General features: G+C 62.7%; 9 protein-coding genes and 1 tRNA gene. 5 read left to right on the top strand and 5 right to left on the bottom strand.

Annotated features, from left to right (window positions below):
• Nucleotides 1-30 precede the first annotated feature (30 nt).
• Both AC6H4Z_RS00995 and AC6H4Z_RS00990 read left to right on the top strand, forming a co-directional pair.
• Nucleotides 31-2,955 (top strand): BTAD domain-containing putative transcriptional regulator, encoded by a 2,925-nt coding sequence (locus tag AC6H4Z_RS00995; protein ID WP_497544864.1) that lies wholly within the window; start codon nucleotides 31-33, stop codon nucleotides 2,953-2,955.
• Nucleotides 2,956-3,067: 112 nt separating this feature from the next.
• Nucleotides 3,068-5,083, top strand: a complete 2,016-nt coding sequence (locus AC6H4Z_RS00990; protein ID WP_497544863.1) for an Ig-like domain-containing protein — start codon at nucleotides 3,068-3,070, stop codon at nucleotides 5,081-5,083.
• An 81-nt stretch (nucleotides 5,084-5,164) separates the two neighbouring features.
• Here the strand turns inward: AC6H4Z_RS00990 and AC6H4Z_RS00985 are convergent, their stop codons facing one another.
• The gene (locus AC6H4Z_RS00985) at nucleotides 5,165-7,300 is read right to left on the bottom strand and encodes a M28 family peptidase (protein ID WP_497544862.1); all 2,136 of its coding nucleotides are present in this window, start codon (nucleotides 7,298-7,300) and stop codon (nucleotides 5,165-5,167) included.
• 124 nt (nucleotides 7,301-7,424) lie between these two features.
• Here AC6H4Z_RS00985 and AC6H4Z_RS00980 point away from each other — a divergent pair, with 124 nt between their 5' ends.
• Nucleotides 7,425-8,369 (top strand): lysylphosphatidylglycerol synthase transmembrane domain-containing protein, encoded by a 945-nt coding sequence (locus AC6H4Z_RS00980; protein ID WP_497544861.1) that lies wholly within the window; start codon nucleotides 7,425-7,427, stop codon nucleotides 8,367-8,369.
• Here the strand turns inward: AC6H4Z_RS00980 and AC6H4Z_RS00975 are convergent.
• The 4 genes from AC6H4Z_RS00975 to AC6H4Z_RS00960 all read right to left on the bottom strand — a co-directional run bounded on the left by AC6H4Z_RS00975 (nucleotide 8,366) and on the right by AC6H4Z_RS00960 (nucleotide 12,802).
• Nucleotides 8,366-11,029 (bottom strand): TonB-dependent receptor, encoded by a 2,664-nt coding sequence (locus AC6H4Z_RS00975; protein WP_497544860.1) that lies wholly within the window; start codon nucleotides 11,027-11,029, stop codon nucleotides 8,366-8,368. The genes AC6H4Z_RS00980 and AC6H4Z_RS00975 overlap by 4 nt on opposite strands.
• Complete coding sequence (locus tag AC6H4Z_RS00970; protein WP_497544859.1) at nucleotides 11,026-12,039, bottom strand: FecR family protein; 1,014 nt, start codon at nucleotides 12,037-12,039, stop codon at nucleotides 11,026-11,028. Before AC6H4Z_RS00970 ends, AC6H4Z_RS00975 begins: the two co-directional genes overlap by 4 nt.
• Before the next feature lie 73 nt (nucleotides 12,040-12,112).
• Nucleotides 12,113-12,652: an RNA polymerase sigma-70 factor gene (locus AC6H4Z_RS00965; RefSeq protein WP_497544858.1), complete on the bottom strand. Its 540-nt coding sequence runs from the start codon at nucleotides 12,650-12,652 to the stop codon at nucleotides 12,113-12,115.
• 78 nt (nucleotides 12,653-12,730) lie between these two features.
• Nucleotides 12,731-12,802: transfer RNA gene (locus AC6H4Z_RS00960), tRNA-Cys, on the bottom strand.
• Between the two features lie 80 nt (nucleotides 12,803-12,882).
• Here AC6H4Z_RS00960 and AC6H4Z_RS00955 point away from each other — a divergent pair.
• The gene (locus AC6H4Z_RS00955; RefSeq protein ID WP_497544857.1) at nucleotides 12,883-13,743 is read left to right on the top strand and encodes a phosphatase PAP2 family protein; all 861 of its coding nucleotides are present in this window, start codon (nucleotides 12,883-12,885) and stop codon (nucleotides 13,741-13,743) included.
• Between the two features lie 31 nt (nucleotides 13,744-13,774).
• Nucleotides 13,775-14,143, top strand: a complete 369-nt coding sequence (locus AC6H4Z_RS00950) for a DUF6496 domain-containing protein (protein ID WP_497544856.1) — start codon at nucleotides 13,775-13,777, stop codon at nucleotides 14,141-14,143.
• The last annotated feature ends 32 nt before the right edge of the window (nucleotides 14,144-14,175 follow it).

The following is a 14,175-nucleotide window of genomic DNA, read 5'->3' as shown; positions in this document are numbered from 1 at the left end:
GGTAACGGGCCCACCCACCCCGGAACGAGAATGAGTACGACTATCTTGGCCCCGGCGGTCGCCACCAGTCCGCCGGTGACCACTCCTTTGCCCGTGCACCTGACACGGTTCATTGGACGCACAACTGAACTACAAGAGATTTCGCGGATGCTCGCCGGCACGCGGCTGCTCACGCTCACGGGAGCAGGCGGCAGCGGCAAGACGAGACTCGCACGCGAAGCCGCGGCGGTCGCCGCCCCCGAGTTCACGAATATCGGATGGGCCGACCTCGCGCCGATCACCGAACCGATGTGCGTGGCTCAACAAGTGGCTACGGCACTTCGCCTTCCCGATCGCGCGGTTGCGTCCGCGGTTGATTCGCTGAGCGCATCGATTGGCGTCGAAGCCACGCTGCTCGTTCTCGACAACTGTGAGCATCTGATCGATACGTGCGCCGCGCTCGTGGAGTCGCTGCTTCGCGCTTGCCCGAGACTCACCGTGCTCGCCACGAGTCGAGAGGCGCTCGGCGTTCCGAGTGAAACGGCGTGGCTCGTGCCGCCGCTCGCCGGCAGCGACGCCGTGCAGCTCTTCATAGAACGTGCACAAGCGGCGCTTCCGTCCTTCTCCGCAACCGACGGCAATGCTTCGACGCTCGGCGACATCTGTAAGCGGCTGGATGGAATTCCGCTCGCGATCGAGCTCGCGGCCGCGCGTATTCGTGCACTGTCGCCAGATCAAATTTCTGGTCGCCTCGACGATGCGTTCCGTTTACTGAGCAGCGGAAGCCGCACCGCACTGCCGCGTCATCGCACGCTGCGCGGCACGATGGACTGGAGTTACGGTCTACTCGATCATCGTGAGCAGCGGCTATTGCGACGACTCGCTGTATTCGCCGGAAGTTTTTCGCTCGAGGCCGCCGAAGCCGTATGCGCCGGCGCGCCACTCGAGGTCGAAGACATTCTCGACGGCGTTGCCGCACTCGTGGACAAGTCGCTCGTCGTGATGGAGGCTGGCGACGGCATCGCGCGCTATCACCTGCTCGAAACGGTTAAGCAGTACGGTATCGAACTGCTCAACGAGAGCGCCGAGCTCGCGGAATTTCGTGCGAAACACGGCGAATACTTTCTGGAATTCGCCGAGCGCATTGCGCCGCGGCTGGTCGGCGGAGAGCACGACATCGGAATACTTGCTCGCGTCGGAGAGGACCACGAGAACCTGCGCACGGCCTCACATTGGGCTCTGAATGATCCGAAGCGTGTCGCCGAGTCGCTGCGCTTCGCCGACGCGCTTTTTTGGTTCTGGTACAGCATGAGCTACTGGCTCAAGTCGGGCCAGTTCCGCGAAGCACGCCAGTACACCGATGCCGCCCTTGCTCGCGCCGACGACTCGAGCCCAATGCTGGTTGCCCGCGCGCTGCTCTCGTCGGGAATGATCGGGTTGGCACAGGGCGAGAACGAACGCGCGTGCGACGCTCTGACGAAGAGTTACGAGATCGCCAAGATCCACGGCGATGCTGTGGTAAACGCCCACATTCTCTCCAAGCTTGGCGCTGCGCATCTCATGCTCGGCCAGCTGGAGAAAGCCACGCAGGTAAGCAACGAAGCCCACGAGCTTTCAAAAACGTTCAAGCCGCAGATGGTGCACGCCTTCGTCATGTACTGGCGAGGTCTGGTGGCAAGCGTGTGCGGCAACAACGCGCTCGCGCGCGAAATGTGGGAATTCAACAACGAGTTGGCACACACGCTGTCGCATCGCACAATCTTGGCCCACTCGAGCTCCCAGCTCGGACGACTGCTGTTGCTCGAGGGAAATCAGGCCGAGGCGTTCAATCGCCTGAGCGATGCGATGCGCATCCATATGGACATCGGCGACGCGTGGGGCCTGGGGAATGATCTGGATTCGCTCGCGAACCTCGCGATCATGCGCGGGCGAACGATCGATGGCATTCGCCTGATTGGCGCTGTGGACAATCTGCGCGAACGGATGGCTATCGGCATGCCAGCCACGGAAAAACCGCAGCGCGACCGAATGGTCTCCACCGGGAAGCGTGAGCTTGGCGACGCCTACGTCAGTGTGTACGACGAAGGAAAGCGTCTCTCCATGGATCAGGTCTTTCAACTGGCGAACGACGCTGGCGGAACGCGGACCGCGGAGTATCGCGTCCAGGTATTCAACCCAGCGGTGCAACTCGTCGGCATAGGCACTGGTGTCGTGGATGCGCCGAAAAAATCTGCAATGCGCGTCCTCGGCCTCGGACCATTGCAGGTATTCGTCGACGACGAGCCGATCGATAGCGCCGCCTGGGGATCGGCGCGGCCGCGCGAACTGCTCGTTTATCTCTTGATGCACCCGGATGGGCGCACGAAAGAACAGGTCGGCCTCATCTTCTGGCCTGAAGCCTCGAGCGCGCAACTGCGTAACAATTTCCATGTCACGCTACATCGACTCCGGAAGGCGTTGCGCAATCCAGATTGGATCACGGTGTCGCATGATCGGTATCGCGTCGATCCGGCCGTCGTGAGCGACTTCGACGTCGCGAGCTTCGAGCGAGATGTCGCGATGGCCCGTCGCGCGCTAAAGCGAAAGGAAGATGGAGCTGCCGCCGCGCTGGAACGGACTTTGGCACTCTATCGCGGCGATTTCCTCGATGGCGAGCCAGCCGGTGATTGGCACCTCGAGCATCATGATCGTTTGCAGCGACAGTACGTCGACGCATTGATCGAACTCGGGACGCACCTGTCGTCCGAAGATCGGCATGCGAAGGCAGCAGACGTCTATCGACGCGTGCTCGCCCGTGACGATCTACATGAAGACGCCGCGCTCGCCCTCATGCAGTCGCACGCACTGCTGGGCGAGCGCGCCCAGGCACTGCGCTTCTATCAGAAATTCGCCGAGCGGATGCGCACCGAGCTCGAAGCAGAGCCAAGCGAGGAGATGATGGAGTTGTACGAGGAGTTGAAAGAGGGTTCTGTCTGACTGTAAGCGCGTCATTAATCTCGTAATCGGAGGCGAAATCATCTCGTAAGCGTTGGCTCGTACGTTCCCGTCGCAATTCAAGCGCAACCACAAACACACGGGAACTGTCGCCATGCCACGCCTTCGCTTTGCCGCCTCTGCGGTCGCCCTTCTCCTGCTCGCCGCGTGCGGCGGAGACACTGTTTCGTCGCCGGGAACAAACAATCCGCCTCCGCCGCCACCGCCAGCGGCGATCAATGCCATCGATCTGTCGCCGGCGACGGCTGACGTTGTGATCGGTCATACGAAGTCCCTCGTGGCAACACCGCGCGACGCGAATGGCGCAGCGATCACGGGTCGCACGCTGACGTGGACGACGTCCGCTGGCACCATTGCCACCGTCGACGCGAACGGTGTAGTGAAGGGCGTGGCAGCCGGAACGGCGACAATCTCCGTTGCGGCTGAAGGAAAGACAGCCACGGCAGCGATCACCGTGAAACCGGCAGCTGTCGCCGCAGTCGTCGTCGGACCGGCGTCGCCCTCGGTGAAGCTCGGCGAGACGATCACGCTGACCGCGACGATTCGCGATGACGCGGGCGACGTACTTCCCGATCGCCAGCCAAAGTGGGAATCGAGCGATCCTGCCGTTGCGAGCGTCAATCCAATCGCCGGCATCGTGACGGGTCTCGCAGGCGGCTCGGCAACGATCACCGCGACCATTGACGGAATCGTCGGCAGCGTCTCGGTAACCGTGAACGTTCCGGTGGCAACCGTGACCGTTGCACCCGCGCTCGATACCGTGGAAGCGTACGATCCCAAGGCGATGGCTGCGATCCTTCGCGATGCAAAGAGCAACGTGCTCACCGGTCGTGTCGTGCGCTGGACGAGCTCCAATCCGACTATCGCAGCGATCGACTCGGTCACTGGCGTATTGACGGGCTTTGATCGCGGCACTGTCACCATCACGGCGACGAGCGAAACGAAGACCGGAACGGCTTCGCGCGTGATCGTGATCAAGTATCGCGCGGTTGCCGCTGGTTCGATGCACGTCTGCGACATCGCCAGCGGTGGCTTCGTATGGTGCTGGGGTTTGAATGGCCGCGAGGGACGCATTGGTAGCGCCACGCTCGGCGACAATTCGTTGAGCTCCGCGCCTGTGCTCGTTCCGAATACTGGACCGAACGCGCTTCGCTTCGCGCAGTTGAGCAGCTTTGCGACACACACCTGCGGCATCACCACGGACAATCGCGCGTACTGCTGGGGCAATGGAAGCTGGGGCACGCTTGGTGGCGGAAGCAACGCATCACAGAGCAACACGCCCGTCGCCGTTTCGAATACGCTGACGTTCCGTCAGATCAGCACTGGCGCTGACCACACCTGTGGCGTCACGCTCGACAACCGCGCGTACTGCTGGGGACACAACGATTGGCGCGAGTTCGCGAGCACCACGCCGGCGGCGTCGACGACTCCGGTTGCCGTGGCGCCCGAGATGACGTTCGCGTCGATAACGGCTGGCAGCGGTGCGACGTGCGGCGTCACGCTGACGGGCGCGGGCTATTGCTGGGGCAGCAGCGGTCTCGGTCAGCTCGGCGATGGAACGAAGATCTCGTACGGCAACACGTTCTCGGCGACACCGCTGGCTGTCGCCACGACGTCTGCGCTTCGCACGATCGACGCGGCCGCGAACTTTGCCTGCGCATTGACGACGGGCAATCAGGCGATGTGCTGGGGCAGCAACGGCGGCCGGTTGGGCAATGGGAACGGACCCGACTCATCGATCCCGCAACTCGTGAACGGCGGACTGTCGTTCAATTCGATCTCGAGCGGCAACGGATTCAGCTGCGGCGTGACGACGGATGCGGCGGTGTGGTGCTGGGGTTCGAATGACAACGGCCAGCTCGGAGTGAGTGCGCCAGCAGTTGCCACGAGCCCAGTGCGTGGCGCCGGATCACTGCTCGCTGCGGAAGTCAGCGTGGCGGGCGTGTCCACAGGCTTTGGGCGTCACAGCTGCACGATCTCGGCGGACCGTCTCACGACGTACTGCTTCGGCCGCAACGACACGGGTCAGTTGGGCAACGGCAAAACGACGGATGCAACGGCGGTGAACTCGACGCCGACGATTGTTGTGGGGCAGAAGCCGCTCCCCTGATTGCGGCACGGTTGAATAGATGCAGGAGCTACGACGAGGGCCGACACGAATGTGTCGGCCCTCGTTGTTTGTTCGACTGAACTACTTGCCGGCTGGCTTGGTCGTGAGCTTGAGCGTTCCGGCGGTTTCCTGCGCCTTCACATAGTCCCACACATCCTGGAGCGGCACTGGCTCGAACTCGCCGGAGATGAAGTCGCGGATTTCGAGAACTGTCATTCCGCGAGCGAGAACGGCGTTGAGCTCACCAGTCATATGCCCTGGAATGCGTGACTGCACGCCGCCAGGCCCGCCACGCCCGCCACCGCCTCCACCACCACCGCCCGCACCGCCTCGGCCGCCGCCTGCTGCGCCGCCCGCCGGAGCCACACGTTCGACAACGGTACGCGCCGCGGTCTTCTCGAGCTCGGATTGCACCGGCTCAGTCGCCGGAACCTTCCATGTCGCAGCAGCGAGCGCATACGTCGCCTTCAATTCGGCGAGCAGCGTGGCAGCGCGCGCTTCAAGCAGCGGATCGTACGTCGCGGCGAGCTTTTTCTCGGCGTCAGCTGGGTTGGCGAAGAGCACACCGGACGATTTCACGACAGCCTTTTCGATGTTCGTCTGGTGCCGCACCGCAGCCTTCGCGTCGACGTACGCCTGCGCGAGCTCCGCGCCGCTCTTCACATCACCGATGTAGCCGAGTCCTTTGCGCTGATTCGCCGTCATGCGCTCGGCACCGCGACCAACGACGTCGGCGACCACACGAACCGCCATCGGATCGTCGGCTGTTGCGAGAACTGTCATCGCACCAATGCTGACAACCGCGGCACGCTTGAACTGCGTGGGGTCGAGCTTATCGGGCGTGTCTTGCGACGAGTGATACCACGGATCAGGCCACGTGTTGAAGATGATGGCCGGAATTCCGTGCTGCATGTACGTCGCGTGATCGCTCGAACCGTAGTACTTGTCGACTTTGTAGTTGAACGGATCGCGGCTTCCGTTGGCTGAAAGGACGTCGAGAGCAGGCTGATATCCGTTCGCACGATAGCGGACGCGTTCGCGCGTGATCTCGCCGACGTACTCGAGGAAATTCTGACAGATGTCGTTCAGAAAGCTCGGGAACGAATCAGGCGTCCGCATGAGGAGCCATTGCGCACCGCCCGTCGACAGGCGGAGGCCTTCCATGTCGTAGTTCAGGTCAGCGATGATGCGCTTGGCGACGTCCGGGTGCGCATTCAGCCAGGCATTCGTGCCGCTGATTTCTTGTACGAACAGGAAGTGGATCGTGCGCTTCGGCTTCGGGAGCTTTCCTTCCTTGACCAGCTGGATGTAGGCGCGCCCCATTTCGAGAATGTGCGCGGCACCGGAGTTGTCGTCGTTCGCGCCCTGCTTGATCAGCCCTTCATATATATGGCCGGAAACGATGACGTCCTGATTGGTGCTTCCGTCGCCGGCGATCGTGGCGTGAATTACTTCCTGACGGCCGGGATAGCTCTGCGCCTCGACCACCGAGCGAATCGTGATCTTTTCGCCTTTCTCCAGACGCGTCGAGAGATCGTGCGCCGTTCGCGTCGTCACCATCCAACCAAAGCCAACACTGCCGCCGTTTGGATTCGCCGCCGCAATCGACGACGAGATCATGATGTCGGTCTGCTCGATCGGCCGCATGGAATTCCAAGACAGCACGCCGACCGCACCGCGCTCGAACACGGCCATGCGTTGGAGCGCGTTGAGCGCGCCGCTTCCTAGCACGACTTTGCCCTTCACGTCCTTTCCGGCGTAATCCTCGGCGCGGCTGCCATTGCCGACGTCGATCAACTCGCCAGAGATGTCGCCGGTCGGTGTATTGCCGCCGAGTGCGACGGGCGTGTCGTAGATGTCATAGAGCTTGCGGGGTCCGAGGCGCTCGGATGCCCAGAGCTGTCCTTTGCTCGGCTGCCAGAGCGTTCCACCAGGGAACTTCTCGATCTCGACAGACGAGAAGCCGTAGTCTTTCGCGAACGCCGCGGTGACGGCACTCTCACGGAACGGTCCCGTGGTGTACTCCGACGCTGGGCGGACGCGCTGATAGGGCACGAATTCGAGCACATGGTGCATGGCGCGTTCGCCCGATGCTTCCATGATAATCGAGCGCATCTGATCCCACGTCAGTAACGTGCGATCTTCCTTTTCCTGTGCAGCCGCTGCGGTCGTGCAGAGAGCCGCGGCAATGAGAGCTAGAGCAATTGGGCGACGCATCAATCCACTCGAGATGAAGGCGAGCCGAATATTACTGCGATCACGCCGCGCGCGGATGGGCGCGACACTCGACCAGTCAAGCATGCGTTCGTGATCTGTTCCACGGAGAATCGTCTTCTGAGCAATGGGAAATCCAAAACGAACCCTCGTCATTCGTGTCGTCGCCACGGTGCTGACCCTTGCCGTGGTCATTGCGCTCGTTGGCGTCGGGCGGCGTGACGGCCCCGCGGCGCTCGCAGCGTGGCGGTCGGCGCACATCCGGTGGGGTTGGATTCTCCTCGCGAGCGCCGTCGCGCTGTCTGGACAGGTCCTCTTTTCGTTCGGCTGGCGACGTTTTCTCGCCGACTGCGGCGTCAACCTGACCCTCTGGCAGGCGCTGCGCATGTACCTGGCGAGTAACCTTGGTCGGTATTTGCCCGGCGGTAAGGCGTGGCAGATGAGCATCGTCGGTGTGATGGCCAGCGAAGGCGGATGGCCCGCGGCGACACTCGCGGGAACGTCACTGCTACAGGGAATGATTGGCGTGGTGACCGGTGCGTTGCTGCTCCTGGTGACCGGAGCGGAAGCGATGGGCGTGAAGCCGATCTGGCTGATCGTTCCTGTACTGGGACTGATTGGTGTGTTGGCTGCACCGCAGCTCCTTCGGCTTGTACCACGCGTCCGCGCCGCGGCGGTGAGCAAATGGCCCGCGCTCGATGCGATCACCATCCGAACGATGTGGGCGCTCGTCTGGACGGCTGGCGCGAGCTGGATCGGCTGGGGACTCGGACTCTACGCGCTGGCGCGCGGTCTACTCGATCAGCCAGGATCGTCGGTCGGCGCGTACATCGCGGCATGGATCGGCCCCTTCCTCGCAGGACTCATTGCGATCGTTGCCCCGGCTGGCCTCGGGGTTCGCGACACGATGATGGGCGTCATGCTCGGAGCAGCGGGCGTGAGCCCGGGCGATCGTTTGATTCTCGTTGTCGTCGCGCGCATCTGGGGAACGATTCTCGAGGTCGTTCCCGCGGTGATCGTTCTCGTGATTCAGCGACGCCGCAAGCCGGCGGTCAGCCCGGCAGCCCTCTAGAACATCCAGGAAATTCCCGCGCTCGGAAAGCGCGGAATCTGCGATTGGATTGCCGGCGTCAGTGAGATCTTGCCGTTGTTGAATCCGTAGGAGTAGCCGGCGTCCTGCGGATTCGGATTGTTGAACACGTTGAACAAATCCGCAAAGAACGACAGGCGACCGCGCGACGTCGCGATGTCGCGCGTGAAGCGAAGATCCACGCGGTGATACCACGGAAGTCTGCTGTTGCCTTCGGCTGACACCGGACCGTACACGCTCGTGACGTACGTCGACGAAGAGCCATTGGCGTTTCGCACGGTATCGAGCGTGAACGAAACAGGTGCTTGCGGCCATCCAGAGTGAATCTGCCACGCGACACTGAATCGCCAGCTCGCGCCCTCTGGCTTGTAAGACGCATCGATGTACGCGGCGTGGCGCTGGTCGTACCCACGCGGCACGTCGATGCCGGAAACGCGATCCGTCACGCGTGACAGCGCATAGCTTGCCGACCATTCGATCCCGTCGGGTGCCGCACGCCGAGCGAGGAACTCGAGTCCGCGCGCGTGGCCACTGGTGGCGTCGAGCAGAAGCCGGTCATTCATGAATTCCGGAAAAATCTGCGTGCCTGCGCGAAGATTGATGTAGTGCGGGCGCTCGCGCGAGATGTCACGATCGTACGCTTCGACGCGAACACTTCCTGCTTCACCGACTCGCTGTTCGACGCCGATCACGCGTTGATCCGCGATGTCTGCCGTGCCAAAGCTCGACACGCCATCCTGCACCTGCAGCGCGTACATGGGTTGAGGTTGTGCATATCGTCCAACCGCAGCGCGCAGCGACGTCGTCGGTCCGAGATTGGCAACGAGATTTGCCCGCGGGCTGACGAGCGCATCGTCTGTGTAGCTCGTGCGATCGAAGCGCGCGCCCACTTCGCCAGTCAACCATGATGCGAAGGAGATGCGCGGAGTCAGATAGAATCCCAGTTGCGTTCCGTCTGGTTCTGCGTTTGCGGTGACGACATGCGTGTCAGTCGAGATCGTGCCGTTCTGGATGCGTGACGTCACATGAACGCCGCGATAGTCATACGACGCGCTCTGCCGATGGAACTCGGCGCCCCACCGTAGTAGTGCGCGGTCCGTGAGTGTCCACGTCCAATCTTGGCGCAGAGCCATGTCATCGAAGCCACGTTTGTCGTGCACGACATCTGTCGCTGCACGGCTCGGCTTTGGCGTGCCGTTGCGCAGCCATGACAAGCCACTGAACGACAGTATGCTCGTGCCGCTCAGTCGCTCGTTGGGTTGTGTGTCCCAATTGAGCCACGCGTAGCCGCTACCATACGCGCTCTCAATGAAGCCGCTGTTCTCGCTGTACCGGAGCGCGTCGCTCGCCCCGATCGCGTGCAGCGCCAGGCGATTGTGTTCGTTGAGCGACCACGTGACCTTGGCGAATACATCGGAATACACGGGCGACAGCGAATCGCTGGTGTTCGCGAGTTTGAGCGCGAGATCGAGATAGCCGCGACGCGCGGCAACGAGCCAGCTGCCGCGACCGTTCGCGAATCCACCCTGCGACTGTGCGCGTAAGTTCGTGACACTCGCAGCCAGCGTTGTGCTCGTCGTTGTCGTCGCTGGTTCAACCGATCGAATCGCGAGCACGCTACCTAGACGATTGCCGTACTCCGACGTGAAGCCACCCGTCGTCAGGTCGATGCCGCTCACGGTCTCCACATCGAGGATCGAGAGCGCACCTTCGAGATCCTTGAGATGGAATGGCTCGATCAGCTGAACGCCATCGAGCGAGATGTACATGGCGTCGACATCCGCACCGCGAACGTGAAAGCCCGCGGAGAAATCGTCGGACGCCAACCCGGGCAAGCGGTTGATCGACCGAAACAAATCCTCGCCCAATTGAGGTCGTGTTCTAATTTGCTCATGGCCCAGTGTTTGAGCAGCGCTCACCTGCTGTGTCATGATTCCGAAATAGCCGGGCGACACGACCATCGCGGACAGCGCAACCGGCGCAGGGTCGAGTGTCACGACCATTGGACCAGCGTCGACGCTCTCGTCGGCAAGACGTACATCGCGCACGGCAGCCTGGTATCCGACGCGACGCACGCGAAGCTCGTAGTTGCCCGGCGTCAAACGAGCGAAAGCGAACGAGCCATCGGCCCCCGATGTGGCGGCGAACGGCGTTCCGCGCAACTCGATGCGCGCGGCGGCGATCGCCGCACCCGTTGAGTCCAACACGACGCCACGGAGCTGAGCAGAGTGTGCCGTTTTCGTGACGATCACCAGATGCTGGCCAGTCGACGACATCAGCGCGTCGAGCCGAGTGCCGTCGAGCAACTCGCGAATCACGTCGGACGCAGAGCCCGACGCGTGCAGCGATACACGCCGCGAGAGTTCTGGCAGTGACCGGTCATAGACAATTCCAACCCCGAGGCGCCGACCGATGTCTCGCAACACAGCACTGCGCGTCGCGCTGTCGACACTCATATCGATGCGCGTCGACAGCACGGCGTTCGATGCGGATACGCCCACGACCGAATACCCTCCGCGTGGAACGCGCGACGTGTCCTGTCCCAGTGCCGCGCGCGCCAGCATCATGACGGCCGCGACAACGACGATCCCGATGATGCCAATCGCGCGCGTCGTCCGTAGGAGTTCGCGTGTTCCGCTCATCGTTGAGCCGGCCGCGAACGAACCGTGAACGACTTGCCCTTGCTCTGAATGTCGAGATTGAGCGCGATCGCCAGCGCCTGCATCGCTTCAACGGCTGTTTCGCTGCGAAATTCCGCCGTCACTTCGCGCGTGCCGAGCATGGGATCGGCGAGTCGAACGTCGACGTCGTACCAGCGTTCCATCATTGGCAGCGCGCTGGCCAGCGAAATACCGTCGAGCACGAGCCTATCGTTGGTGAATCCCAGGTAGCGCGCTGGATCAACAGTGGCGGTCGTGAGCGTTCCAGTAGATGTCAGGCGCGCCAACGTTCCCTGTCTCGCGGTAACGCTATCGCGCGCGTTGGATGTGTCACGCCGCAGAGTCACCGCGCCCTCGGCCACTACGACCGTAGCGCCCGACTGACCTTCGTAGGCGCGAACAACGAAGCGAGTTCCGATATCGCGAATCGCTGCGCCGTTGGCGTGCACGACGAATGGCAACGCCGCATCGTGCTTCACGACGAAGTAGCCTTCGCCGTGCAGATAGACATCGCGTTCACGGCCGGTGCTGTCGAAGCGAAGCCGACTTCCGGCGTTGAGCTTGACTGTCGAACCGTCGGGCAGATCGATCGCGATGCGTGACCCGCGAGGTGCCTCGATCTCGCGCCACGTCGATTGAGCGACGGTCGCTGCCGGAGGCGGCACGCTACGCTGACGCCGCTGAACGGTGAGACTCACCGCAGTCGCAATGATTGCCGCGGCGGCGAGCCACGGTGTTGCACGCGACCCAGCGAACACGCGACGCGGAGTCGGACGTCGCCCGGGCGCAGCTGTTGTCCGAGCCGCGACCCGTCGCCACGCAGCGTCGACGTCGATCGCTGCTCGGGGCGTCGATCGATCGGTCAGTGCATCGGCGAGCTGCTGTCGCTCAGGCGATGCAGCGAGCCAGGTGCGCGCGCGGGCCGCCTCTTCAGGCGTTGCCTCACCTGCGAGATACCGGTCGAGAATCTTCCAATCGACGTCGTCGGACATTTCCGTGCGGGGTGGGGGACCGGCGTGTAGACAGCCGGTCTGCGAAAAACCCTACATCGCACGCTGACGCGGGTCAGTCCGGCGGCGTAGTCACCCCGAAAGCAGAGCGCAGCGCGCGAAGGCCGCGCCCCAGGTGCGCCTCCACCCCCTTTACGGAGATGCCCATAATCCGCGCGATCTCGGCGTAGCTCATCTGATCGCGCCACCGCAGATGCATCACGGCGCCGCACTTTTCCGGGAGGTCACTCATCGCTCGCTGGAGCAGACTGTGCGACTCCACGCTTTCGATCCGCGATGGACGATCGTCGATCTCGTAGACTGCATTCGCCGTGTGGGACTCAGCGGCGATCCAGTCCGATTCGACACGTCGTCGCTGGCCAAGGTTCAGCGCGCGATTTCGGACGGCGGTGAAGAGATACGCGCGTACGTTTCGCGGCTCGGGCCAGCGGGCGCGCTCGATCCAGAGTTGGGTGAAGAGATCTTGGACGAGCTCTTCGGCCGCAGCGCTATCGTCGACGTATCGGGTCGCGAAGCGGCAGAGTTCCGCATAATGAGCACGGAAAAGGCGCTCGAACGCGTCGGCGCTGCCGCGGCGAATTCCGTCGTCGCTCACACCTTCATCCGCCGACCAAGGGCGAAGCCGCGAAGGCCTGCCGCTTGGGCGAAACGATGTCGTTCCGGCTCACAATAGAGGCGCGGGCCGGAATCGAACCGGCGAATAGCGGTTTTGCAGACCGCTGCCTTACCACTTGGCTACCGCGCCAACAGTCAGTCAAGTTATTCCCCCTCTTTAACTTCCTCAAGCCTTACCCTATTTCGGGACGCTCCGGCGCGCCTCTTGAAATGCGTGAGGCCGTGACCACCCAGGCGCAGCCCCAGCATCCGCACGGCGACCAACGACACAGCGACGCCACAACCGGCACCCGCGGGCGCTTTCGCATGGTCTGGGACGTCATTTTCACGTTCCTGCGCTTCATCGGGCGACACGTAGGCAACGCCTACGCTGTGTTCGGCATCTTCCTGCTCGCCGGGACGACCATCGCGGTGCTCTTCACATGGGCGTTCTCCGAATTCGCCGGGAAGGTTCGCAAGGGAAGCACGCAGCCGTTCGACGACGCCATCATGCACTGGATCGGCGCGCACCAGGATCCGCGAGTGCAGCGCGTGATGCTCGAGATCACGTCGCTGGGCACCGGCACCGTGGTGGGAATGATCGTGCTGGTGACCGGCATGTTCCTCTGGCTCAACCATCACCGACATTCGTCGATCCTTCTCATCGCCGCGACACTCGGCGGCTTGGTGCTCGACAACCTCCTCAAGATCGGCTTCAATCGCCCGCGACCACAGATCTTCGAGTGGGGCACGTATGCGGCAAGCTCGTCGTTCCCATCCGGACACGCCATGAGCTCTGTGATCGTTTATGGAACGGTCACGTACCTCGCCGCACGATTGCAGCAGCGATACCTGTCGCGCATTCTCACGTTCGTGTTCGCTGCTGTCGTGATCGGGTTGATCTCGTTGAGTCGAGTCTATCTTGGCGTGCACTACCCATCCGATATCCTGGCAGGCCTGCTGATTGGGTTGGCGTGGGCCGGATTCTGCATGGCGGTCCTCGAAGCGGCGCAACTCTACGCACGGTTCAATGCGCCGCATTTACTCGTCGACGAACGCCCGGCGCCACGAGGCGCGTCGCCATCGTCGTAGACGAGGCCCGACCCTTCACGCGGAGTTGCACATGACGACGACCAAGAAGTCCCGCGCACGAAAGGCCTCCACCTCATCCACCTCGAATACGCCGAGGTACAGCGCTGCGGCGAGCAAGCGCGTCGAGTCCGCCCTGCACCGAGAAAAGAAAGGCACGCTCAAGAGCGGTGCGGCAGGAAAAGGCGGTACGGTGAAGACGCGCGAGCAGGCCATCGCAATCGGTCTGTCCGAAGCACGTAAGGCCGGCGCGAAGGTTCCGCCGCGTAAGACCGCAGCAGCAGGAGCAGCAGGAGCAGCAGGAGCAGCGGCGAACAAGTCCCGCCCGGCACGCCAATCTGCTTCGTCTCGCCAATCGTCCTCTTCTCGCCAATCTTCGTCTTCTCGTCAAAAGCAGGCGTAAGCAAATCGCCTAAAACGACCATCCAATCAGGT

Source organism: Leucogemmata humicola (genome assembly GCF_055379415.1).
Note: the sequence above shows the minus strand (reverse complement) of the source record. Positions and strands in the feature narration are given on the sequence as shown.